Origin of the sequence: Bacillus sp. FSL K6-2971, from assembly GCF_038006405.1 — a bacterium.
In the GTDB taxonomy this organism is placed as follows: Bacteria; Bacillota; Bacilli; order Bacillales; family Bacillaceae; genus Bacillus; species Bacillus pumilus.
Genome location: NZ_JBBOVD010000001.1, coordinates 619,896 through 641,332, shown reverse-complemented (window position 1 = coordinate 641,332; position 21,437 = coordinate 619,896). Strand labels below are relative to the sequence as shown.

At 40.6% G+C, this 21,437-nt stretch carries 30 protein-coding genes; 11 read left to right on the top strand and 19 right to left on the bottom strand.

Going from position 1 to position 21,437, the window contains the following annotated elements:
* Window positions 1–9: 9 nt before the first annotated feature.
* The gene (locus MHI33_RS03275; RefSeq protein ID WP_340909090.1) at window positions 10–735 is read left to right on the top strand and encodes an AzlC family ABC transporter permease; all 726 of its coding nucleotides are present in this window, start codon (window positions 10–12) and stop codon (window positions 733–735) included.
* The gene (locus MHI33_RS03270) at window positions 732–1,052 is read left to right on the top strand and encodes an AzlD domain-containing protein (protein WP_111913392.1); all 321 of its coding nucleotides are present in this window, start codon (window positions 732–734) and stop codon (window positions 1,050–1,052) included. The genes MHI33_RS03275 and MHI33_RS03270 overlap by 4 nt, the downstream gene beginning before the upstream one ends.
* A gap of 36 nt (window positions 1,053–1,088) precedes the next feature.
* Here the strand turns inward: MHI33_RS03270 and MHI33_RS03265 are convergent, their stop codons facing one another.
* From MHI33_RS03265 to MHI33_RS03255, 3 genes are all read right to left on the bottom strand, one after another.
* A complete protein-coding gene (locus MHI33_RS03265) occupies window positions 1,089–1,751 on the bottom strand; it encodes an O-methyltransferase (RefSeq protein WP_340909085.1) in 663 nt (220 codons plus the stop codon).
* Window positions 1,752–1,899: 148 nt separating this feature from the next.
* The gene (locus MHI33_RS03260) at window positions 1,900–2,085 is read right to left on the bottom strand and encodes a CsbD family protein (protein WP_065097483.1); all 186 of its coding nucleotides are present in this window, start codon (window positions 2,083–2,085) and stop codon (window positions 1,900–1,902) included.
* A gap of 152 nt (window positions 2,086–2,237) precedes the next feature.
* Window positions 2,238–3,227 (bottom strand): aldo/keto reductase family protein, encoded by a 990-nt coding sequence (locus MHI33_RS03255; RefSeq protein WP_340909081.1) that lies wholly within the window; start codon window positions 3,225–3,227, stop codon window positions 2,238–2,240.
* 200 nt (window positions 3,228–3,427) lie between these two features.
* Between MHI33_RS03255 and MHI33_RS03250 the strand changes: the two genes are divergently transcribed.
* Both MHI33_RS03250 and MHI33_RS03245 read left to right on the top strand, forming a co-directional pair.
* Window positions 3,428–4,321: a LysR substrate-binding domain-containing protein gene (locus MHI33_RS03250; protein ID WP_034620209.1), complete on the top strand. Its 894-nt coding sequence runs from the start codon at window positions 3,428–3,430 to the stop codon at window positions 4,319–4,321.
* A gap of 122 nt (window positions 4,322–4,443) precedes the next feature.
* On the top strand, window positions 4,444–4,995 hold the full coding sequence (locus MHI33_RS03245; RefSeq protein ID WP_340909079.1) for a GNAT family N-acetyltransferase: 552 nt from the start codon (window positions 4,444–4,446) through the stop codon (window positions 4,993–4,995).
* 4 nt (window positions 4,996–4,999) lie between these two features.
* Here MHI33_RS03245 and MHI33_RS03240 read toward each other — a convergent pair whose 3' ends face one another.
* Window positions 5,000–5,587 (bottom strand): LysE family transporter, encoded by a 588-nt coding sequence (locus tag MHI33_RS03240; protein ID WP_065097486.1) that lies wholly within the window; start codon window positions 5,585–5,587, stop codon window positions 5,000–5,002.
* Window positions 5,588–5,698: 111 nt separating this feature from the next.
* On the opposite strand from MHI33_RS03240, the gene MHI33_RS03235 reads away from it, so the two are divergent.
* The gene (locus tag MHI33_RS03235; RefSeq protein ID WP_340909075.1) at window positions 5,699–6,262 is read left to right on the top strand and encodes a helix-turn-helix domain-containing protein; all 564 of its coding nucleotides are present in this window, start codon (window positions 5,699–5,701) and stop codon (window positions 6,260–6,262) included.
* A gap of 33 nt (window positions 6,263–6,295) precedes the next feature.
* On the opposite strand, the gene MHI33_RS03230 is transcribed toward MHI33_RS03235, so the two are convergent.
* The 5 genes from MHI33_RS03230 to MHI33_RS03210 all read right to left on the bottom strand — a co-directional run bounded on the left by MHI33_RS03230 (window position 6,296) and on the right by MHI33_RS03210 (window position 9,739).
* On the bottom strand, window positions 6,296–6,589 hold the full coding sequence (locus MHI33_RS03230; RefSeq protein ID WP_044140610.1) for a hypothetical protein: 294 nt from the start codon (window positions 6,587–6,589) through the stop codon (window positions 6,296–6,298).
* Between the two features lie 348 nt (window positions 6,590–6,937).
* A complete protein-coding gene (locus MHI33_RS03225) occupies window positions 6,938–7,990 on the bottom strand; it encodes an LLM class flavin-dependent oxidoreductase (RefSeq protein ID WP_044140609.1) in 1,053 nt (350 codons plus the stop codon).
* Between the two features lie 17 nt (window positions 7,991–8,007).
* On the bottom strand, window positions 8,008–8,631 hold the full coding sequence (locus MHI33_RS03220) for a nitroreductase family protein (protein WP_003214133.1): 624 nt from the start codon (window positions 8,629–8,631) through the stop codon (window positions 8,008–8,010).
* Entirely contained in the window at window positions 8,615–9,088 is a 474-nt protein-coding gene (locus MHI33_RS03215) for a MarR family winged helix-turn-helix transcriptional regulator (protein ID WP_065097488.1), read from the bottom strand. Before MHI33_RS03215 ends, MHI33_RS03220 begins: the two co-directional genes overlap by 17 nt.
* Window positions 9,089–9,196: 108 nt before the next feature.
* Complete coding sequence (locus MHI33_RS03210) at window positions 9,197–9,739, bottom strand: dihydrofolate reductase family protein (protein ID WP_106066402.1); 543 nt, start codon at window positions 9,737–9,739, stop codon at window positions 9,197–9,199.
* Window positions 9,740–9,931: 192 nt separating this feature from the next.
* On the opposite strand from MHI33_RS03210, the gene MHI33_RS03205 reads away from it, so the two are divergent.
* Window positions 9,932–10,327, top strand: a complete 396-nt coding sequence (locus MHI33_RS03205) for a VOC family protein (RefSeq protein ID WP_106066403.1) — start codon at window positions 9,932–9,934, stop codon at window positions 10,325–10,327.
* Window positions 10,324–10,863 carry a GNAT family N-acetyltransferase gene (locus MHI33_RS03200; protein WP_106066404.1) on the top strand — a complete coding sequence of 180 codons (540 nt, stop codon included), beginning with the start codon at window positions 10,324–10,326 and terminating at the stop codon, window positions 10,861–10,863. The genes MHI33_RS03205 and MHI33_RS03200 overlap by 4 nt, the downstream gene beginning before the upstream one ends.
* On the opposite strand, the gene MHI33_RS03195 is transcribed toward MHI33_RS03200, so the two are convergent.
* Window positions 10,860–11,129, bottom strand: coding sequence for a YesK-like family protein (locus tag MHI33_RS03195; protein ID WP_003214041.1), 270 nt, complete (start codon window positions 11,127–11,129; stop codon window positions 10,860–10,862). The genes MHI33_RS03200 and MHI33_RS03195 overlap by 4 nt on opposite strands.
* Before the next feature lie 54 nt (window positions 11,130–11,183).
* On the opposite strand from MHI33_RS03195, the gene MHI33_RS03190 reads away from it, so the two are divergent.
* On the top strand, window positions 11,184–11,657 hold the full coding sequence (locus MHI33_RS03190; protein WP_106066405.1) for a GNAT family N-acetyltransferase: 474 nt from the start codon (window positions 11,184–11,186) through the stop codon (window positions 11,655–11,657).
* Here MHI33_RS03190 and MHI33_RS03185 read toward each other — a convergent pair.
* The 3 genes from MHI33_RS03185 to MHI33_RS03175 all read right to left on the bottom strand — a co-directional run bounded on the left by MHI33_RS03185 (window position 11,652) and on the right by MHI33_RS03175 (window position 13,794).
* Window positions 11,652–11,855, bottom strand: coding sequence for a GNAT family N-acetyltransferase (locus tag MHI33_RS03185; RefSeq protein ID WP_243632632.1), 204 nt, complete (start codon window positions 11,853–11,855; stop codon window positions 11,652–11,654). The genes MHI33_RS03190 and MHI33_RS03185 overlap by 6 nt on opposite strands.
* Before the next feature lie 102 nt (window positions 11,856–11,957).
* Window positions 11,958–13,157 (bottom strand): MFS transporter, encoded by a 1,200-nt coding sequence (locus tag MHI33_RS03180; RefSeq protein ID WP_340909058.1) that lies wholly within the window; start codon window positions 13,155–13,157, stop codon window positions 11,958–11,960.
* A 31-nt stretch (window positions 13,158–13,188) separates the two neighbouring features.
* A complete protein-coding gene (locus MHI33_RS03175; protein ID WP_340909055.1) occupies window positions 13,189–13,794 on the bottom strand; it encodes a TetR/AcrR family transcriptional regulator in 606 nt (201 codons plus the stop codon).
* A gap of 205 nt (window positions 13,795–13,999) precedes the next feature.
* Between MHI33_RS03175 and MHI33_RS03170 the strand changes: the two genes are divergently transcribed.
* Window positions 14,000–14,452, top strand: coding sequence for a MarR family winged helix-turn-helix transcriptional regulator (locus MHI33_RS03170; protein ID WP_065097490.1), 453 nt, complete (start codon window positions 14,000–14,002; stop codon window positions 14,450–14,452).
* Between the two features lie 56 nt (window positions 14,453–14,508).
* Window positions 14,509–15,408: an alpha/beta fold hydrolase gene (locus MHI33_RS03165; protein ID WP_340909050.1), complete on the top strand. Its 900-nt coding sequence runs from the start codon at window positions 14,509–14,511 to the stop codon at window positions 15,406–15,408.
* Between the two features lie 33 nt (window positions 15,409–15,441).
* Here MHI33_RS03165 and MHI33_RS03160 read toward each other — a convergent pair whose 3' ends face one another.
* A complete protein-coding gene (locus MHI33_RS03160; RefSeq protein WP_185108419.1) occupies window positions 15,442–16,590 on the bottom strand; it encodes a type II asparaginase in 1,149 nt (382 codons plus the stop codon).
* A 441-nt stretch (window positions 16,591–17,031) separates the two neighbouring features.
* Between MHI33_RS03160 and MHI33_RS03155 the strand changes: the two genes are divergently transcribed.
* Window positions 17,032–17,235: a hypothetical protein gene (locus tag MHI33_RS03155; protein WP_340909045.1), complete on the top strand. Its 204-nt coding sequence runs from the start codon at window positions 17,032–17,034 to the stop codon at window positions 17,233–17,235.
* Here the strand turns inward: MHI33_RS03155 and MHI33_RS03150 are convergent.
* The 5 genes from MHI33_RS03150 to MHI33_RS03130 all read right to left on the bottom strand — a co-directional run bounded on the left by MHI33_RS03150 (window position 17,232) and on the right by MHI33_RS03130 (window position 21,362).
* A complete protein-coding gene (locus MHI33_RS03150) occupies window positions 17,232–18,242 on the bottom strand; it encodes an alpha/beta hydrolase family protein (protein WP_340909042.1) in 1,011 nt (336 codons plus the stop codon). The genes MHI33_RS03155 and MHI33_RS03150 overlap by 4 nt on opposite strands.
* The gene (locus MHI33_RS03145) at window positions 18,239–18,991 is read right to left on the bottom strand and encodes a helix-turn-helix domain-containing protein (RefSeq protein ID WP_340909038.1); all 753 of its coding nucleotides are present in this window, start codon (window positions 18,989–18,991) and stop codon (window positions 18,239–18,241) included. The genes MHI33_RS03150 and MHI33_RS03145 overlap by 4 nt, the downstream gene beginning before the upstream one ends.
* 105 nt (window positions 18,992–19,096) lie before the next feature.
* Window positions 19,097–19,858, bottom strand: coding sequence for an SDR family NAD(P)-dependent oxidoreductase (locus MHI33_RS03140; RefSeq protein WP_283924172.1), 762 nt, complete (start codon window positions 19,856–19,858; stop codon window positions 19,097–19,099).
* A 105-nt stretch (window positions 19,859–19,963) separates the two neighbouring features.
* A complete protein-coding gene (locus MHI33_RS03135; protein ID WP_003213869.1) occupies window positions 19,964–20,329 on the bottom strand; it encodes an MmcQ/YjbR family DNA-binding protein in 366 nt (121 codons plus the stop codon).
* Window positions 20,330–20,468: 139 nt separating this feature from the next.
* A complete protein-coding gene (locus tag MHI33_RS03130) occupies window positions 20,469–21,362 on the bottom strand; it encodes an alpha/beta hydrolase (RefSeq protein WP_065097494.1) in 894 nt (297 codons plus the stop codon).
* Between the last annotated feature and the right edge of the window lie 75 nt (window positions 21,363–21,437).

Genomic DNA, 21,437 nt, shown 5'->3' with positions numbered 1-21,437 from the left:
TAGAGGTCGTTGGATATTGAAGCTAGAAAACATATTCCCGGCACGGAACACGAACCATTTCTCGAGGGAATAAAAGATTGTGTGCCAACCCTGCTTGGTTATATGAGTATCGGGTTTGCCTTTGGAATTGTTGGAATTAGCGCACAGTTGAGCCTATGGGACATTGCGCTTCTAGCAATCTTTATTTACGCAGGTGCTTCACAGTTTATTATCTGTGCACTGCTTGTCACGGGAAGCCCCCTTTCCGCTATTATTCTCACTACATTTATTGTGAATCTGCGTCATTTATTACTAAGCCTGACGCTGGCTCCTCATTTTACACGCTACTCTTTAAAACAAAATATTGGATTCGGTCTATTGCTGACTGATGAATCCTTTGGCGTAGCCATGAATAAATTAGCTCAGCATGGAAAGCTGAATAACCGGTGGATGCACGGGCTGAACATAACGGCTTATTTGTGCTGGATTGCTGCCTGTATACTTGGCGGCATTTTTGGACACTGGATCTCAAATCCTGAAGCACTTGGTCTTGATTTTGCCCTTTCCGCTATGTTTGCTGCACTGCTGGTTCTTTCTTTGCAAACTGTGCCTAAAAGTAAATTAACCCATCGCCTGTCACTTGTTTTGTATATGGTCGTTGCGATGTTTGCCCTGCTTCATTTTGTTCCATCACACGTGGCTGTTCTGTTAGCCACCATGATTGTCGCAACCATTGGGGTGGTGACAGATAAATGATCAGCAGTTTTATGATGTGGCTCATTCTCGGCTGTATGATTGTCACTGTGATTCCAAGGGTCGTTCCCTTTATATTTGTACGAAGTATCGAGCTGCCTGAAGTGGTGCTCAAGTGGTTATCGTTTATTCCCATTTGTATCTTTACGGCTTTGATTGCAGAGCATTTGTTCATTCATAATACAACAGGTGTCACCATTCACTGGATGTACCTTGCTGTCTTGGTTCCGACCGTCGTGATCGCTGTTTGGACAAAGAGCTTATCACTTACTGTTCTTGTAGGCGTCATGCTGATGGGGACTGCCAGATGGTTTTTTTAAAAGAAAAAGCTTAACCGCATGTGGTTAAGCTTTGTTTCATTTTACGATTCCGTATACAAATCCATCGTAACCCTTTTCACCAACAGTTTGAATGGCTGTAGCCTCTATTCTTGACTCTTGTTTGAGTAAATTGAAAAATTCACGAGTTCCCTGCACTCGCTCATCCCCATCAGAGTCATGAACGACTGCTCCATTTCTGACGACATTGTCTGCAATAATGACTGTTCCCTTTTTCGAGAAATGTAACGCCCACTTTAGATATTTCGGGTTGTTCGGTTTATCTGCATCAATGAAAATCAAATCGAACGGAAGCACATCCCTCTCTTTTAACTGAGGTAGCGTATCCAATGCCTTTCCTTGCAAAATGCTCACCCGTTCCGATAAGCCCGCTCTGCTAATGTTTTGCTGCGCAATCTGTACATGATGGCTGACAGCCTCTAATGTGATGAGTTCTCCATCCTCTTCAAGAGCACGCGCCAACCAAATGGTACTGTATCCACCGAGTGTCCCGATCTCTAAAATGCGCTTTGCATTCTTGGTTTTTGCTAATAAATAAAGCATTTTCCCTTGAGCTGGTGACACATCAATTTCTGGCAGGCCTGCTTGCTTATTATGAGTAAGAGCTTGCTCCAAAACATCATCTTTAGGAATCAACTTGTCTGTGATATACTCGTCAACTTTCTCCCACACTTGCTTCATCTCAACCATCTCCCTTGATCATGTCTTCTGTCTCAAGTCTACATGATGATAGCGAGCGCGTATAATCAATTCTTTTCACACATCTATTCATTTTATTGATGAAAGACATGTCATGATGGAGACATGAAGCAGTGCCATGTTTTCGGATTTACTGGTTCAGGTGATTTTTCAAATCCCCTTTTTTATCTTGAAGCTTTCCTTTGGCTTGATCCTTTTCCCCTTCTGCTTTCAGGTTTTGATGATCTGTTGCTTCGCCAAGCTTCTCTTTCAATTGACCTTTGGCTTGATTTGTTTTTCCTTTCGCTTTATCCATATGTCCTTTTTCTTCACTCATTTGTTCCACCTCCACGTTTGATACTATTCATTTAGCCTTTTTCACAGATACAAAACATCTGAGTGTGCGATCCAAGAAACTACAGCAACAAGAAAATCCAGCCAAGGTCGGCTGGATTAAAAATAATGATCTATAAGATAGACTTAAAAGCTTTAACCTGTTTTACTCTGATCGTACTCAACAAGATCACCTAGAATTTCGTCAATCTGATTCATCATATCAGTTTCAATTTTCACCTCAGATGCTAAAGCATTCTCCCTCACCTGTTCTGGACTAGATGCACCGATAATTGCTGCAGAAACGTTCTGATTTTGCAGTACCCATGCTATTGCAAGCTGAGCGAGAGTAAGATCAACCTCTTGTGCGATGGGCTTAAGCTTTTGGATCGCCTCTAAGGTATTATTATTCATCCAGCGTTGAGCAAGGTTTTTAAAAAAAGGTTTTCCAGCAGGTGAGTTAGCACGCGAATTAGTCGGAAGTGATTTTCCTGGGAGATACTTTCCAGTAAGGATTCCCTGGGCCAAAGGCGACCATACTACCTGGCCAAGTCCTTCGCGCTGACAGGTCGGTATTACATCACTTTCAATGATTCTCCATAACATGGAGTATTGAGGTTGGCTGGCAATTAGGGGGACTTTTAGCTCTCGTGCAAGCGCTGCCCCTCGAGTAATTTGTTCTGCTGTCCACTCACTTACACCAATATAGTTCACTTTACCCTGTCTTACTAGATCTGCGAAAGCTAACATCGTTTCTTCCAGAGGTGTAGTTGGATCAAACCTGTGTGCATAGTAAATATCAATATAATCCGTTTGTAAACGTCGCAAAGAGGCATGACAGTTTTCCAAAATATGCTTGCGTGATAATCCTCTATCGTTTTTCCCAGCACCGGTTGGATGACATACTTTTGTACATAGTTCAATGCTCTCCCGCCGGATCCCTTTTAAAGACCTGCCTAGTATTTCTTCAGCCTTGGTGTCTGAATAAACATCAGCAGTATCAAACGTCGTAATACCAACATCAAGAGCAGCTTTCACACAATCATGGGCAGTTTCTTCATTTATCTTACCACCATGATTAATCCAATTTCCGTATGCAAGTTTACTAATTGTTAATCCACTATTTCCAAGTTTACTATATTCCATAATAATGCCCTCCTTTTGAAAGAATACTTTCATTATAAAAAGAGGTCATTAATATGTATAATATATATATTCAGATAAATATATATATATTTTATATAATTAAAAATATTTCCATAAAAAAAGCGCAAAACTGTTTAATCACAATCCTTCGTAATCAATTACACAATAAGCAAAGTTTAAATTTATAGGGGGCATAAAAAATGGATCTGAGACAAATACGTTATTTTATCATGGTTGCTGAAGAACTAAATTTTAGCCGGGCAGCTGAACGTCTTAAAATGGCACAGCCTCCATTAAGTCAAGAAATCCGCAAATTAGAAGAAGAGTTAGGTGTTACGCTTTTTCATAGAACGAGAAGACAGGTTGAACTTTCAGATTCGGGGAGAGTATTTTTAGAAGAAGCCCGCCGTACGCTTCTTCAAGTAGATAGAACGATTAAAGCAACACAGCTTGCAGATGACGGAAGAATAGGTCATTTAACGATCGGTTTCGTTGATTCTACTGATATTGTGATTGATATTATTAAAAGGTTTCGAGAAAGTTTCCCTAACATCCATCTTGTCTTATGTGAAATGGCTACAGAACAGCAGTTAAAAGCACTATATAAGAAAGAAATTCAAATAGGATTTATTCGTTCTAACCAAAATAATAAGATACTTACCTCAGAAATTTGTTGTGAGGAATCATTAAGCTTGGTTTTGCCAGAAAATCATCCTTTAGCTTCATTTCCCAAAGTTCCAATTCATTTATTAGCCAATGAACCATTTATCATGTTTCCACGTCATCTAGGTGCAGCATTTTATGATTTAATTATCAGCTACTTTTGGGAAAATAGCATAAGTTTAAACGTAGTTCAGGAAGCTATTCAAATGCATACGATTGTGAATTTAGTTGCTGCAGGAATGGGAATCTCTGTGGTTCCATCCTCAGTAGAAAGCGTAAAACGCTCAGGGGTTGTTTATAGAAAAATCCAAGAAACTACACCAAAAGTAAATTTATATGTTTCATGGAGACAAGATGAAACATCAACCGTCGCTGACCACTTTTTAACAGTTGTGAGAGAAGCCTATTTAAGTTCTCAGTCTAAATCATGAAAATCCAGCCAGGGTCAGCTGGATTAAAAAATAATGATCTATAAGACAGACTTAAAAGCTTTCACCTGCTATGTACACGTTTCAAGTATGATAGACATAATAGAAAGAAGGGTTGGTGTTCTATGATGATCTCTGAAAACATATTCACCGTTCGTGGTTTGACCTATCGTATTCGGTCTGCTGCAATTGGCGATGCCAAGCAGTTATCAGCGCTCAGACTGAAAATTGATGGTGAAACAGAATATTTAGACCGTGAACCAGGCGAAGCCTTTCTTCATGAAAAAGATTTTGAGGTGTTGATTCAAGATGACACCAAAAAAAACAGGCATTTATTTTTGGTCGCTGATATTGAAGGAGAAATTGTTGGTTTCTCCAGATGTGAGGGACATTCACTCAAGCGCTCTGCTCACAAAGTGACTTTTGGGGTCGCCATTCAAAAGAATGTTTGGGGCTATCACATTGGCAAAGAGCTTTTAGCCGCTTCTATTGACTGGGCTGATCAGCAAGGCATCCAGAAGATGTCACTTCAAGTGCTGGAAACGAACCAAAAAGCCATTCGGTTATATGAGCACCATGGCTTTCTGATTGAAGGGGTATTAAAAAAGGATAAACGTCTGGCAGATGGACTTTATTACAATACTGTTGTGATGGGCAGGCAGCGGCCAAGCTTCTGACTACTTACATCACATAGCCCCATACCATTGAAATCGCACTGTATATTAGAAGCAGCCCCATGACATACTGGAACGGTCTTTCATAAGCAGTCAAAAAGCGCTTATACAAAGAACCAAATAAGCTCCAGCTAAATGTACCGAGAAATCCAATAAGTGCGAGAATCAGCGTCCATATGACATACTGCATATTCGATTGTCCATATGGCAAAACAAATGTTGAAATCACAGTCAATCCATACAAGATCGCTTTTGGGTTGATAAATTGCAGCATCATACCAGGGATAAAATGATTGTAGCGATCAAGTGTTTCGTCATCCCCGCCTTTACTTTTCATGATTTTGACCGCTAAATAAATCATGTATGCAGCTCCGATGAACGCCATGACCCAGCCTATTTTCGGCATCACTTGATAGAGAATGATATTAAAGAAGCAACTCAAACACAAAATAACGAGAAATCCGATACCCACACCTAAACAAAATCGAAATGTTTGCTTGACCCCATATTTATTCGTAAAAACCATGGCCATGATGTTGTTTGGCCCTGGGGTAAAGCTGCTCACAAAAGCATAGATCAACATAGAAAGAATCATAGTTGCCGCCTCCCTTGTACGTTATTAAGACTTTAATTACTTTATTGCGCATGTTACGCTTTATTGTAACGTTTGGTCTTTATAAAGTAAATAGAGAAAGGAGTTTTTTTCATGGAAGATGTACAATCGATTATTTCTAAAAATGTGAGGCTTCTTAGAAACCAAAAGAAATTAAGCCTCGAAAAGATGGCAGAATTAACTGGTGTCAGCAAAACCATGATTGGACAAATTGAAAGAGGAGAATCAACCCCTACCATCACGACTTTATGGAAAATCGCCAACGGATTAAAGGTATCTTTTAGTGAGCTCATTCACGCACCACAGCCTGAAATCAAAGTAGTACGCAATGAAGATGCACAGATTTTAACGGAAGATGATGGGCGATATCGCGTATATACGACTTTTCCTTTTGATGACCGGGGGAAATTTGAAGTGTACCGAGTAGAAATTGATCCTGGCGGGTCGCTGCATGCAAATGAACACATTGGCGGGACAGAGGAATTGATCACTGTTTTTGAGGGGACGCTTGATGTATCGATTGGTGATGAGCAATACAGCTTAAAAGCCGGCGACTCCATTCGTTTTAAAGCGGACCGTACGCATGCATATAAACAAACCGGAGAACAAATGGTACGGCTGCAAATGATTCTTTATTATCCTCATGAAAAAAGCTGACAGGCTTGTCCACCTGTCAGCTTTGCATTTTATTTAATTAAATCCTGGATCGCGTACCACTGTTCCAGTAAATGTGACACTATATTTTCCTAATCCTAATTCTTTAATAGAGGTTTGTTTTAAAATACCGACCCAGCCATCCTCTGCATATACAATACTTTCTGGGATGTTTGATGTCGTATATGTTCTTGTTACTGAAACAGTTCGACTGGCCTGAGCCGTTATTTCACTGTTTGTTTGCTCCTTTGCTTCCACTGGAGTAGTTGTGACCCCAGCACCCGTTAAGACAATTGCTCCAACCAAAACAGAAGACATGACCTTTTTCATAAAAAAATCCCTCCCTTTTTTTGTAGAACATAATAACCATACCATAATTCAGTACTTATATAAGATATTTTTTCATTTTTTTGAAAATTATGATATGATTGTCTTATGTTGGATAGAGAGTGTTTTATACTTCTATGCTTTTATCCTCATCTCATTCCGTCAAACAATTGTGAACGGAGGTGATTTCATGAAAAAATGGCTCATCTGTTTTCAACTTGTTTTCCTCTTCACCTTGACGACCACACCACTTGCTTCTGCTGCTTCATGCCCTACAGTGAAACCTTGTGTCATCGATCCTTAAGCATCAAAAAGGTCGATCAAGCCTATTCACTTGATCGACCTTTTTCGTTATGCTTGCTCTGCTTCCCAGCGGGCAACCTCTTCTCTTACTTTAGGAGCGACTTCTTTTCCAAATAGCTCAATGGCTTTTAATACTTGATCATGCGGCATTGAACCAACCGGTACATGAAGCATAAAACGCGTGATTCCCACATTTTTTCTAAGGTGAATCACTTTCTCTGCCACGGTATCTGGATCTCCTACATACAGCGCGCCTTCTAACGTTCTCGCTGCATCAAATGTAGAACGAGTATATGGTCCCCAGCCTCGCTCTCTTGCTAATGTGTTCATCACATGCTGTGTGGAAGGGAAGAATTGGTCTGCTGCCAGTTCTGTTTCTTCCGCAACAAACCCATGCGAATGTGACGCCACGGTTAATTTCTCAGGGTCATGTCCAGCGTGCACTGCCGCTTGCTTGTACAGCTGTACAAGCGGTGCGAACTGTCTAGGACTTCCGCCAATGATGGCAAGTACTAAAGGCAGTCCCAATAATCCAGCACGTACGACAGATTCACGGTTTCCCCCACTGCCGATCCAAATTGGAAGCGGATCTTGAACAGGTCTTGGGTACACCCCAACATCCTGGATAGCTGGGCGATGCTTTCCGCTCCATGTAACTCGCTCAGACTGCTGTAATTTGAGCAACAAATCGAGTTTTTCTTCAAATAATTCTTCATAGTCATCAAGGTCATAGCCAAAGAGCGGGAATGATTCAATAAATGAACCACGACCTGCCATAATTTCTGCACGCCCGTTTGATAGTCCATCTAGCGTTGCAAAATCCTGAAAGACACGAACAGGATCTGCTGATGAAAGGACTGTCACTGCACTTGTCAGGCGGATATTCTTTGTCTGTGTTGCTGCAGCCGCTAAGACAACAGCGGGATTCGATGCAGCGAAATCTTGTCGATGATGCTCACCTACGCCAAATACATCGAGACCGACTTGATCTGCTAAAATAATTTCTTCTACTACTTCTCGAATACGCTGTGCGTGACTGACTGTTTTTCCTGTTTGAAAATCAGGTGTTGTTTCTACAAATGTACTAATTCCTAGTTCCATGAGTGGAACCCCCTATCTTATAAATATGTCACAAATTCAGAGACAGGCTTTCGGTAGCCTCTCGGTTGTCTGCTCTCTACTTTTTCTTTTCCTAGTGTGATCATTAACACAGGAACCAAATCCGAATCGATGTTGAGCACCTTTTTCATTGCTTCAGGGTCAAAGCCGATCATTGGGCACGTGTCCCAGCCCTTGTTTTTGGCGGCGAGCATAAATAGCATCGCAGATAATGAAGCATTGCGGATTGCCTCTTCTTTCTGAAAATCCGCTCCTCTCTGTTCATAAAAGCTCATCGTCTCTCTGACCATTTCTTCGTATTGCTGCGTGTTTAAAATGCCAAGCATTTTCAGACCTTCATAAATGTTCGCCGCTTGCTGATAAGCCTTTGGGTCTCCCAGTACAATGATCGCTGCTGAGGCGGAATGCACTTTATATTGTCCAAATGCGGCTTCTCTTACTTGTTCTTTGAGACCTTCTGTTTGGACGACGACATATTGTGTGTGCTGTAAGTTAAAAGCAGATGGTGCCATTTTGACCTCTTCAAAAATGCTGTTAAGCTCTTCTCTTGAAATCGAGATATTTGGCAAAAAATTTGATGCGGATCGTCTTTCACGTACCAATGTATCAAAGCTGAGTGTCATCTTGTTTCCCCTTTTCGTGAAGTTGTTCTGCACCTAAACCAATTTTTTTTAGTAATTCAATGAGCTGTTCTTTTTCTTCTTTTTCAATAAAGGATAGGTTTTGTGAAATGACATCTGTGTGTTTAGGAAAAATGTCGTCAAACAATTGCTTTCCTTTTTCCGTCAGTAATACATGAAATACACGTTTATCAGAGGGCGCACATTGCCTTTTCACGAGCTCTTGTTTTTCTAGTTTGTTCACGACATATGTCATACTTCCACTTGGGATTGACAGGATGTCGCTGATTTTTTGGACGGGATGTGGCCCCTTACTATAGAGCAATTCAAGGATCTGAAAGTTTTCAAATCCGATATCATAACGTTCAATGTCTGTTTGAATATTTGTAAAAAGAGCTTGATAGGCTTTCATCCACACGCGGAATAGCCTTAAGTCTAATTCATGTTCATGCTGCACCATGGCAACTACTCCCTTTTTAAGAAATCCTAAAACTAGGATAAATTTATCCTAACACTAGGATATATGATTGTCAACGAGTTTGTTTCATAAAAAAAAGACCACCTCAGATCAATGATCCTCTTCTTTTAAGACAAAATGCAATTCAGCTATCTGCTTGTATTGTTTGACTTCTTTTAATGAAAACTTGGATTCTATATCCGCTGGGGAAAACAGAGGAATGCCTCTTCCAATCATGACAGGAGCGATTTGAAGGTAAAGCTCATCAACCAATCCTGCTTTGATGAAAAACTGAAGCAGTTCCCCGCCGCCGACAATCCAGATATGCTGACCTTCTTCATGTTTTAATTTTTTCATAAAAGATAAGATATCTTCACGAATGATATGGGTTCCTTTCAAACTGTCTTGTAAAGTACGTGACATGATATAACATGTCTTTCCTTCATAAGGAAACTCATCTGGTGACAGCTGTAGAACCTGCTCATATGTATTTCGCCCCATGATCAGCGTATCAACTGACGCATAAAAGTCATCATAGTTCGTATCTTCTTCGCCCTCTGTTCCTATTAACCAATCGAGCCTGTGATCCTCTCTCGCTAAATAGCCATCGATACTCATTGCCCCATAAAAAAGCAGCTTCCTTTTCTGACTCAATTCCATCACTCCTTACCCTATATAAGAACATACATTCTATTTTAATTGTATCAGAAAGGAAAGACAAAGTATACATGGATTTTTCATCATCCGTTTTCATATCTTCAACACCGTGATTCAATAAGGTATCCTCTTCAGGTAATGATATAATAAAATCAGTTCAATCAATGATCATACTTGGAGGAGAGACTGATGATACGACGACTTGATCATATCGTGTTGACTGTACAACATATGGAGGACACCATTCGCTTTTATACAAACGTATTAGGAATGAAGGAAGAAACCTTTGGAGAAGGCCGTAAAGCGCTTCGTTTTGGTTTACAGAAGATCAATCTTCATGAAGCTGGTCATGAATATGAGCCGGCAGCGGCTCATCCACTTCCAGGCTCTAGTGATTTGTGCTTTATCACTGATTTAGATATGGACAGTTTGCTGCTGCACCTTCGCAAGCAAGTGGTTCCTATTGAAGAGGGGCCTGTCAGGCGCATAGGTACATTAGGTCCGGTTGAATCTGTTTATATCCGTGATCCTGATCTGAATTTAATTGAAATCTCTCGATATATTGAGGAGGGTGATCCGTCATGACCCGCTTATTTTTGAGACCGATTGAAGAACAGGATTATCCGGGTATTCAAAGAGGATGCCAGCATGAAGAAACACTTTACATGACTGGCACACGCAAAACGTTCACACTAGAAGAAATTCGTTCAGCCTACACCCGATTTTTACAAGATGACAGCAGACGAGATTTCGCCATTTGTCTGTTAGACACGAAAGAAATGATTGGGGATGCGGCGATTGTGGATATTGATCCAATCAATCATACGGCAAGCTTCCGCATTGCGCTTCATGGACCAGAACATTTCCAAAAAGGCTATGGCACCGAAGCTGTCCGAATGGTTCAAGCATTCGCCTTTGATACGTTAGAACTCAACCGTCTTGAGCTCGAAGTCTTTTCCCATAATCCGAGAGCCTTCAGAAGCTATGAGAAAGCCGGATTTCAATATGAAGGAAAAAGGCGCCAAGCGCTTTATTTCAATGGTACCTACTCAGATGTGATCATCATGGGCATCCTTCGTGAAGAATACAATCAGATGAACAGTGGAGATGCCCCTGCTTAAGAAGGGACATCTTTTTTTAAAAATTGAATCGCTGTGACGATGATCAAACAAATCATGGAAGAGAGAACGATAGAGACGCTTGATATACTAAGCGCCATGCCTTCCCATCTGCCAATGAAGAAACTGGCTATCAATAAAACCAATCCAAATAGAATAAAGCATATAGGGAGGATCAGCCCCGCATGACGGTTTCTGCCTCTTCTCCCTGCCCACCATGAGAGACACAATACAACAATTGTAAAAATAGCGGTTTGCAGCCAAAACATGTTGTTTCAACTCACTTTCTCTTTTTTTATTTTATGATGATGGAGGTACTTCCAATGAACATGAGACCCATTGAGCAAAAAGACAACCCGTATATCGCAGCGATTATCCGCCAGTCACTAGAATCGGCGAATCTGGCGATTGAAGGAACCGCCTACACTGATCCCCACCTTGACCAGCTGTTCGAATACTATCAATCATTGACTCATGCAGCCTATTGGATTGCTGAAGAGAATGGCGATATTATGGGCGGCGTTGGCATTGCTCCATTTACTAACGGAATATGTGAATTACAAAAGCTTTATTTAAGTCCAAAGGCACAAGGAAAAGGTGCGGGCAAAAAACTGATGGATACGGCGCTGCAATATGCCTCTACATACTATGAAGCATGTTATTTAGAAACCCGCCAGGAATTAACTGCGGCTACAGGCCTTTATCAGCGATATGGCTTTTCTCTTCTTTCAGAACCGATTGAAGGCTCTGAGCATTCTGCAATGGATGCTTGGTATCTTAAAACTTTTTCATCATGAACAATAAAACAATCGATAGGTTTTTGTCCGCTGAAAGCCTAGCTTTTCTGCCAGTTTGATCGAAGTTAGGTGATGGACATCGCAATCCCAATGCGGTGTCCTCTTATTTTCAAGACAACTCTTGATCATCAGCTGACCTGCCAGCTGCGCTAAACCTTTCCCTCGGCAGGCTTCCTCTGTCCAAATATCTATCTCCACACGATCTTCACTTGAAAAAAAAGAAGACAAAGGGCTAAAATAAACATCATTTTAGCCCTTTGTCAACAATCTAAAGAGACCTCAATCAAGGTCTCTTTTCTGTTATTCTGCCGCAGGCTCTTCTGCCTTCCCCTTCCAAATAAGGGTTAAGCCTAATCCGAGAAATAAGACAACACCTGCGAATAGAAATGGGAAATGTATATTTTGATCGAATAAAATCCCGCCAAGGGCTGGGCCGAAAATCGTACCTAGGCTTGTGTAGGTAGAGTTCATCCCTGCGACAAATCCTTGTTGATTGCCAGCGATTTTTGATAAGAAGGTCGTTAATGCTGGACGCAATAAATCAAACGCTAAGAAAATCACACATGTGACAATGAGGACTACCATAAAGCCTGAGACGACAGTTGAAACAAAAGCGAGCACCGCTCCGACAATCAAGCATAGCTGAATGACTCTTTTTTCCCCAAGGGTATTTACGAGTTTCCCAAACACCAGCACTTGGATGATGACCGCCACAATCGAGCTGACCGTAATAATCACCGCAATATCTTTTGGACCAAATCCAAACTTATGATTTGTAAACAAGCTGAAGACCGTTTCATACGCAGACAGTCCAAACGCGAGGACAAACACAATGATAAAAGCGATGAGATAGCTTGGATGGATCGATTTTTTCAAATCCTTAAAGAAGGTGGATTCCTTCACTTGATCCATCTGCTTCGCTCGCTCTTCTTTTGTTAATGGCTCCTTTAGCAAAAGCATAGACGAAATGACAGCTATAAAGGCAATCCCTGCTGCAAAGAAGAATGGCAGGCGTACGCCGTATTCTGCGATAAAGCCACCAATTCCCGGACCAATAATAAAGCCGGTATTAATGGCCGCTGACACATATCCCATTGCCTTTGATCTTTCTTGAACGGTCGTGATATCAGCGACATAAGCAGTGACAGCTGGCATAACTAATGCCGCACTAATACCGCCTAGCAGCCTTGCAAAATACAGCACATACACGTGTGTCCCAAGACCGAAGACAAGTTCTGATAACGCAAATAGAAATAGTCCTGACACAATCATAATCTTTCTTCCATAGCGGTCTACCCATCTCCCTGCAATAGGTGATGCAATGAGCTGAGCCACAGCAAACGCTGCCACAAGGTATCCCATCGTACTCCCTGTTAGATGCATCACATTCATGAATAGCGGCATGACAGGAATAATAAGACCAATGCCTAAAAACGCAATAAATATGTTACTTAATAAAATAACGAGTACAGCTTTTTGCTCACGAATCGGTTTTTGCATGATGTTTGTTTCCCCTTTATTGATTCAATTGTTACTCATGAGGGTTGATTCCGTGAATAATCAATGAGATCGCTTGTTTTTGTAATTCTTTTTTCTCTTCGATTGGATCATTTTTATACAACACGTCTAATCCGTAAAAAACGGATAATAATATTTTCACCGTTGACTCGACATGCTGGATCGACCAGCTGCCATCTTTGTTACCTTTAAGTATGATGTCTCTCATCACATCATCAAAGTCGACATCAATCTTGTTCAGCCGTTCCATGACCTCGTCTGATGTAAAGGCACTTGCACAAAATTCCTCACTTGCTCTCATTAATGGGTAGTTAATGCCCATTTGACTGAGCAGCTCTGCAAATCCTGCGAGCTGATCAATGGCCAGGTGCATCGTTTGTTTTTCCTGATGCCACGTCTCCATCATCAAGAGGTGATCCTCTTCCATGATATGAAGGAACAAAAACTCTTTTCCTTTAAAATGGTGATAAAGATTGCCTTTACTCACTTCAGCCGCCTCTAGAATATCTCGCACAGATGTTTCTGAATATCCCTTTTTTGCAAATAAATCACGTGAAGCGGTGACAATTTTTCGCTTCGTCTTCTCGCTCTTTTCAGCCCCGCTTTGTGTACTTGTCATCTTTCACAATCCCTTCTATCTTGCTTTTCTTCATCAGGAAAATTCAAAACCGACCAGTTGGTTTATTTTTTTATTATAAATGGATCTTATTCAAAATACAATGAAAAAGTCATCGAAACAATCACTTATGCCATCTCTTCATTTAAATTACCTTAATATTTAACTTCACTTAACTATAAACATTGCCTATAATGGAATAGAGGTGATGTCATTGGATGCAGAAATCATTCATTACAGTAAAAAAATCATTGAATACTCGAATGCACTAGGCTCCATCTATGTAGAAGAGTATCAACGATTTTTAAAACATGAATATGCAGATTTATCAGCCAAACAAGAACTGACACTTGAATTATTACGGACAAAAACAAGAACAATCAACGAACTAGCTGATTACTTTTCAATTTCGGCAAGTGCCGCTAGCCAGCTTGTATCAAAGCTTGAACAACTTGGCTATGTCAAGCGAGAAATTAATCCACATAACCGACGGGAAATCATTGTTGATTTTGCTCAAAAGGGTCATGACTTTCACAAGAATACAGAAGAAATTCAATTGCACCTCATTCAAAAATATTATGCAAAGCTTCCAAAAGAAGATTTAAAAACATTATTGTCTCTATACGAAAAAATCTATCAGATTGCGAAAGAAGCGCCTTAATACGGTGTTTCTTTCTCCAACATTTAAGTTAGATAAACTATTAAGGAGATGAAAGTATGGATAGCATTCTTTTAAAAGATGGTCGTCATATTGGTTTGTGTGAATACGGGGATCTTGAAGGGTTTCCAGTATTCTTTTTTCATGGAACTCCTGGATCAAGAGTGATGTTTTTAGATGATGACCCCATTTCTAAAGAGCTCGGTGTTCGTCTCATCTGTTTAGACAGACCAGGATTTGGTTTATCTACCCCTCAACCTGACCGTACGATTTTAGATTGGGCAAAAGATGTGTTGGAAGTAGCAGATTATCTCGGCGTTCACCATTTTTCAGTGATGGGTGTATCTGGAGGCGGCGCATTCGCTGCTGGCTGTGCTTATCAATTGCCGAATCGAGTCCTTTCAGCCGCTCTGATTTCAAGTACAACGCCATTTCAAAACGGAAAACCGCCTAAAAGTATGCTCAAAGAAAACAAATTGGCTTTTTTCCTCAGTAAGAAGTTTCCTTGGCTATTAAGAGCAAGCTATCGTTCCCAGAAGAAAATGATTGAGAACAAACCAGAGAAATTTAAGAAGCTGGCTAAAAACGGGAACAAGCATTTACATCCGTGGGACCGTCAATTCCTTCAAACCGATGAGCAGTTAGAGATGATGATGACACATTTACACGAAGCCACTCGTCAATCGGTGGATGAATGTATTCATGAACCAGATTTACTCTCGCGTCCGTGGGCATTCGATATGAAAGATATTCAAATCCCAGTTGATGTATGGCATGGAAAAGAAGATTCCATGGCTCCGTTTGTCGAAATAGAAAAAATGGCTCCTAACATTCCAAACGTCAAAACCTATTATATCGATGAAGCGGGACATTTTCTTACGGATGTAGACGATATTTGGCGAGATATTTTACTCTCTTTAAAAACACGTGCAGAAGAGCATCATCAGGAGCACGTATAAAAAAAGACCCGAAGCTTCGGGTCCCTTTCTTCATTAATACTTTTCATAATATGCCTGCACTTTACTTGGATCTTTTGTCTTCGTTAGAGCGAGCATAAGCAGAATGCGTGCTTTTTGTGGATTCAATGAATCCGATGAAACAAAGTGATGTTCATCATCCATTTTTTCATGGGTCACAATTCCATTTCCTGCACGGCTTGATCTCACGAGGACCACGTCTTTCTTCACGGCATCTGTTGCCCCTTTGATGGCTTCTGTTGACATCGTTCCATTTCCGGCTGCGGCAACGACAATGCCTTTCGCTCCTGCTTTTACTGCTGCATCATACATGTATTTTTGATCATTTTGATAGCCGTATAAAATATCGACTTGTGGTAATTCTTTTATGTTTGATACATCAAATTCACTTTCAGACGTATGTTTTCTTGTTGGTTCGTTATAAAAGGAAACCACTTCACCAGCAATTTCTCCAATGTAGCCTTGCTCAAGAGACTTGAAGGAATCGGTTGTGGTCGTGTTTGTCTTTGTAATAAATCGAGCTGATGCAATTCGGTCATTTAATGTGACCATGACCCCTTTGCCTTTGGCTTCTTTTGTGGATGCAATTTTCACAGCATGATACAAGTTCAGCGGGCCATCCGCACTGATAGCAGACGCTGGTCTCATTGAGCCAACGACCACAACTGGCTTATTACTTTTGACAACCAAATGTAAAAAGTAAGCGGTCTCTTCAAGAGTATCTGTTCCATGTGTGATGACAATCCCATCGACTTGATCATCGTTTAAGAGTTTATTGACTCGTTTGGCTAATTTTAAAAGAAGAGCATCATCCACATTTTCACTGCCTACGTTCGCCACCTGCTCACCTGTTACGTTTGCAATATCCTTGAGCTGAGGAACTGAAGCAATGACTTTATCGATGCCAAGTGAACCAGATTTATATCCTGTCGTATCTGTATCACTGTCTGAACTGCCAGCAATCGTCCCGCCCGTCGCTAATACCTTAATATTAGACAAGGACTTATTGCCTGTTTCTACGGCTGTCGTTTTGTCTTTTGATTCCTTAGATGCGGTTTCGTTTTCGCTTTGATTTTTCTCTTGGGTACTTGTATTGGCACAAGCTGCTGTCGACATTAATAAAACAGAAAGAAGGACAGCACCTAACCATTTTGTTACGTTCATTCGATCATCTCTTTTCTTAAATGTGATGGATTCAAAGCTATATCTCTTTCTATAGGGTTTACTTTATACCAATCCTTCATTCATCAGCATGAGGCGAAAGTTACAGAACCAAATAAAGGCAAAAAGGTCATTATCACAATCATTTCTTTACATCTAAATACCTAACTTTTTTTAAAAAAAGGGAATATTGAGGTTGTTCAATTATTAACAGTAAACGATGCTAGATCATCAATTTATGATAAAATATAGTAAATTTTACAAAAAGGAGTATACATATTGCAAAAGCTTCAATCATTTCACAAAATCCTAATAACACTATTCCTTAGTTCGATTTTACTCAGTCTGTTCGTATGCTTCTATCCACCGATTCAGGGTGAGCCTACGTTTATGGTATTTTAGGTTCCCATCTTTTTTGTTTATTATTTCGTCTTTGCGGTTCCTTTGCAGTTGTTGTTTTCTTTGCAACCAAAGGCTTTCCATCCACTTTATCTAGCTGCTTATTTACTGATTGCAATGGTTGTCATGCTTTTTGTGATTGATGGAATTGGGAGTTCAGTATCTATACCTATCGTCATCATGAGCAGTCTCATCTACTGGGTCTTTGATTCTTTGCTTTATCAAAGAACATATGAAAAAAACACCTAATGTGAAGGTGTTTTTAGCTGCTCGAGTATATGCTCACAATGATCCAAGTACGCTTGGCTCAGTAGGAAATCTTTCGGTGCGGCGATCGATGCTAATGTGATCAGGGCATTGGAATGATGAATGAGCGGATTCAGCATTGAATGCTCTACGTCTCTTATTGTTTGAATATGCAACCATTGAGGTGCTACTTCTTTCTCGTAGATCCTTTTTGTTTCAGCGGAATCTACGTTTCGGTCATTTTGTGCCAGAACCAAATAGATCGGTGATTGGATGCGCTTGATATCTGAAGTGGCATCGGCTTTCATGTTCTTTTGAATGAATTCATAACGATCTTTTGTCATCTCTTGATCGTCCGTTTTCTTTTGATATGCGCGAAATGCCGCGCCTTCTTCTAATAATTTGTTTTGCTCATCTTCTTTTTCGATTGTTTTTTGAATTTGTTCTTGAGATGCATTCGTTTCTTTTAATGTTTGAAGTGTATTGTACCTTCCCTGTCTCATCCAATTGATAGCAGGCCCGACAAGGATGGAGGCTGTGATATCGGTTCGATCTGTCATTACTTTTGGGATCACCCAGCCCGCTTGGCTTGCTCCCCATAAGATGATTTGTTTTGATTGAAGATTATGCTCTTTCTTCGCCCATTTGATCACATACTCTACTTCCTTTGCACGATCATCCATGGATTGATGCAGCCAGTTTCCCTCTGATTGACCCACCCCGGGCTTATCCCATGATATAGACGCATAGCCTTGCTTTGCAAAGCGTTCCATTAAAGGTCTGTATCCTCCGTCATATGTGGCATTTTGTGGACCATCTCCGTGTACAAAAAGTACAATTCCTTTTATTGACTCCTTCTTAGGTGTTGTGACGATACCTGATAATGTCCCATCCGCAGTCTCCATGACAACTTCCTTTTCATTCATAGCAAAGCTGTTTTCATAAAATACAAATGCTGTGATAAAAATGAATGCCGTTGCAGCGATGATCAGCCAAATCCTTTTTTTCAAGTTCTATTCCCCGCTCTCTGTTCAACTGTATACACCATGGAATCTTGGTACGTGACAGAGACTGGTACATTCTCATATAAGATCATATAAGAAGGCTGGTCAAACGGAGCTTCGTGTAGAAAAGCCTCAATTTCTTCAATGACTTTCTCTTCATCTTCGGCTAAAAAACTTTTAACCGCGTAAGAACCTGCATCCAGTCTCACATCGTAATCCTGTTCATTTGATACATAATAAGAAATGGTTGAGTCATCTTGCAGATTGATCACATAATATCTCTCCTCAAAAAGAGACAGATCCAGATCCTTTTGTTGAACGATTTGTTTAAAATCGAGCTCTGTTTCAGTCTTTAGAAGATGATCTGGGATCTGTTTTAAATAACGAATTGGCCGATCTTGAGTGGTTATTTGATGAAGCTGAAGGTTGTTTTGAATCGACAGCATATGCTCCAGACGCTGTTTCACTTCACTCAATTCCTGTAATTGCTTCTCGACCTGATCCAGCATACCTTGATAGGACAGAGTCATACCGGGTTCTTTCGAAAAGCTCTCGCTAATATCTTTTAAAGAAAACCCCGCCTTTTTTAAGAAGAGGATTTGATAAAGGGTGTAAATTTCTTTTTCATCAAATAATTGGTACCCATTTTGAGCGACCTTCGCAGGGCGGACGAGATCCTGTTCTATATAATGACGAAGCGTATACTTTGTGATGTTTAATAGCTTACATACTTCTCCACTTGTTACATACGTCACTAGATTCCCTCCTTGTGTACACATTCTAAACCATGTGGTTACCACACAGTCAATCATGCCATAAAAAAATCACCGAGGACATCTTCCCTCAGTGATGTGTCATTTCTATTTCATACTTGGACCAGCATGTGAAAAAATCGGATCTTTCAATTCAAAATCAAATGTCTTGCCGTCAACAATACCGACTGTTTTTTCATGGTCATACAGCTCAAGCAGACAAGCTGCCATTTCTTTTGATGTATGATATTTCTTGATATTGCCTTCATATTCGAATTGATCTACATCTAATGAACGCTTTGCAAATTCTGATTCTGTTGCAGAAGGTGCTAATATTTTCGCCTGTAACTTAGCTCCCTTTTCTTTCAACTCTAGTGCCAGTCCTTCTGTAAAGGCACTCACGTAAAACTTCGTGGCCGAATAGGTGACGGCATTGCCGACGACTGTATAGCCCGCTCTTGAAGAAATGTTGATCAGCTGAGCCCCTTCTACTTGCTCATAATCACGAACAAATAAAGTGGATAAAATCGTTAAGGCTTCGATATTCAGATGAAGCATATCTCCAATTTTACTTAAATCCTGTTCTCCTATCGAGCCGAAATGGCCGAATCCTGCATTATTAATGAAGGTGTCGAGCTCATATTCAGCCAATGATTCATAAAATGAATACACTTGCTCCATGTCGGTTAAATCGACAGACTGTATATTTACTTTGATATCGGGATATTGATCAAGAATCTCCTTCTTCAGTTCTTGGAGTTTCTCGAGCCGGCGTGCAGCTAAAATAAGGTTTTTGCCTCGTGCTGCAAAGGCCAGTGCCGCCTCATATCCAATACCTGAACTTGCTCCTGTAATGACTGTATAGCTCATTTTATATCCCCCTATGAACGTCTTCTAACTAGTCAAATTATAACGACAGCACTTTGCTCTAGTCAATTTTGAAGAGAATCACAGGGGTGATTAACTTGTCTAGCTTCATTCATCATGTTGGAGGATGTCATGTTGAGATTTTTTTGTTAATTTGTGAAAAACCAATTGGTAGGAATGTTCGATTAACTCCTCTACAAATGAAGCTGGAATGTCTGCATCAAGGTAAATGGAATTCCAATGAGTCTTATTCATATAATAGCCCGGAATAATCCCCTCATGCATCTCTCTTAGTTCTTCAGCACGTTGAGGGTCACATTTTAAAGTGATAACAGGCTTTCGATTCGCATCTCCTCCCATCATAGCAAACATCTTTCCACCAATATGATATCGATCTGCCTGCCATTCTGGCTGATAATCATGGGTGACTCCTTTTAAAGAAAGACAAAATGCCTGTAGATTCTCTTTTTCCATTAGATTCGCTCCTTTTTTAAGTCTACTATTCTTTCTATTATATCGACTATAAAGGCATATATCTGATCTTTTTCATTCACTTCACAACAATAAAGCACAGACCCGCTGGGTTCTGTGCTTTTCTATCAATGTTTCTTTCTTATTCAAACGCCTTCTTCAATTGATCACTCATGAGATGCCAAGCTTCTTCAGCTATTTCTAAATCTCCGGCATGCGTGAAGGCGTGAGGGACTCCTTTAAACTGTCTGTACGTGACGTCTATCCCTGCTTCTTTTAACTTCTCCGCATATTGTTCGGCTTCTTGAGCTAGCGAATCTCTTTCAGCTGTGATAACGAGAGCTGGTGGCATTTGTGCCAAGGATGAACGATCGGCAAAGATCGGAGAAACGAGCGGATTGTTCGGATCTTGGCCTTGCAGATAGAAGGCATTAAAGAGCCTCGCCATTTCAACAGGGATCGCTTCTTCAAATGCTGGCTTTTGTGCTGGATCAGTGGCTAAATCAAGTGGCGGATAATCAAGCACTTGATAGACAACCGGGAGTTGGTTCCCTTTTTGGATATTTAAGAGACAAGCAGCCGTTGCCAAGTTTCCTCCTGCGCTATGTCCGCCAATGGCTACTCTATTAGGATCTATTTGAAGCTCATCAGGGTGTTCATACAGCCACTTCAGCACATCGTAGCATTCATGAAGAGCGGCTGGGAAAGGGTGCTCTGGGGCAAGCTGATACTCGACATTGACGACAATACATTGGGCTCGGTCTGCAATGACCGGACACCAGTGGTTATCCATTTCAGCACTGCCTAGGATAAATCCTCCGCCATGTAAATTCACAAAAACGGGCAGCGGCTGCTTTGAAGTGTTAACTGGCTTAAATACCCATACCTTTGTTTCGCCAGCACTTGTTGGAATGTCATATTCCATTTTATTCACTTCAGGAGGATGGACTGGTTTTAGTTCCGATTGACTCGGTAATGAACCTTCAGCCGGTTGACGTAATGACTCAGCGATTTTGATTTGTTCTTGTAAGTTCATGATCTCAGTCTCCTGTCTTATTTATTTCTTCTTAACTCATTCGTTTCTTTTTCATCTTTTCCTTCTACTGAATCA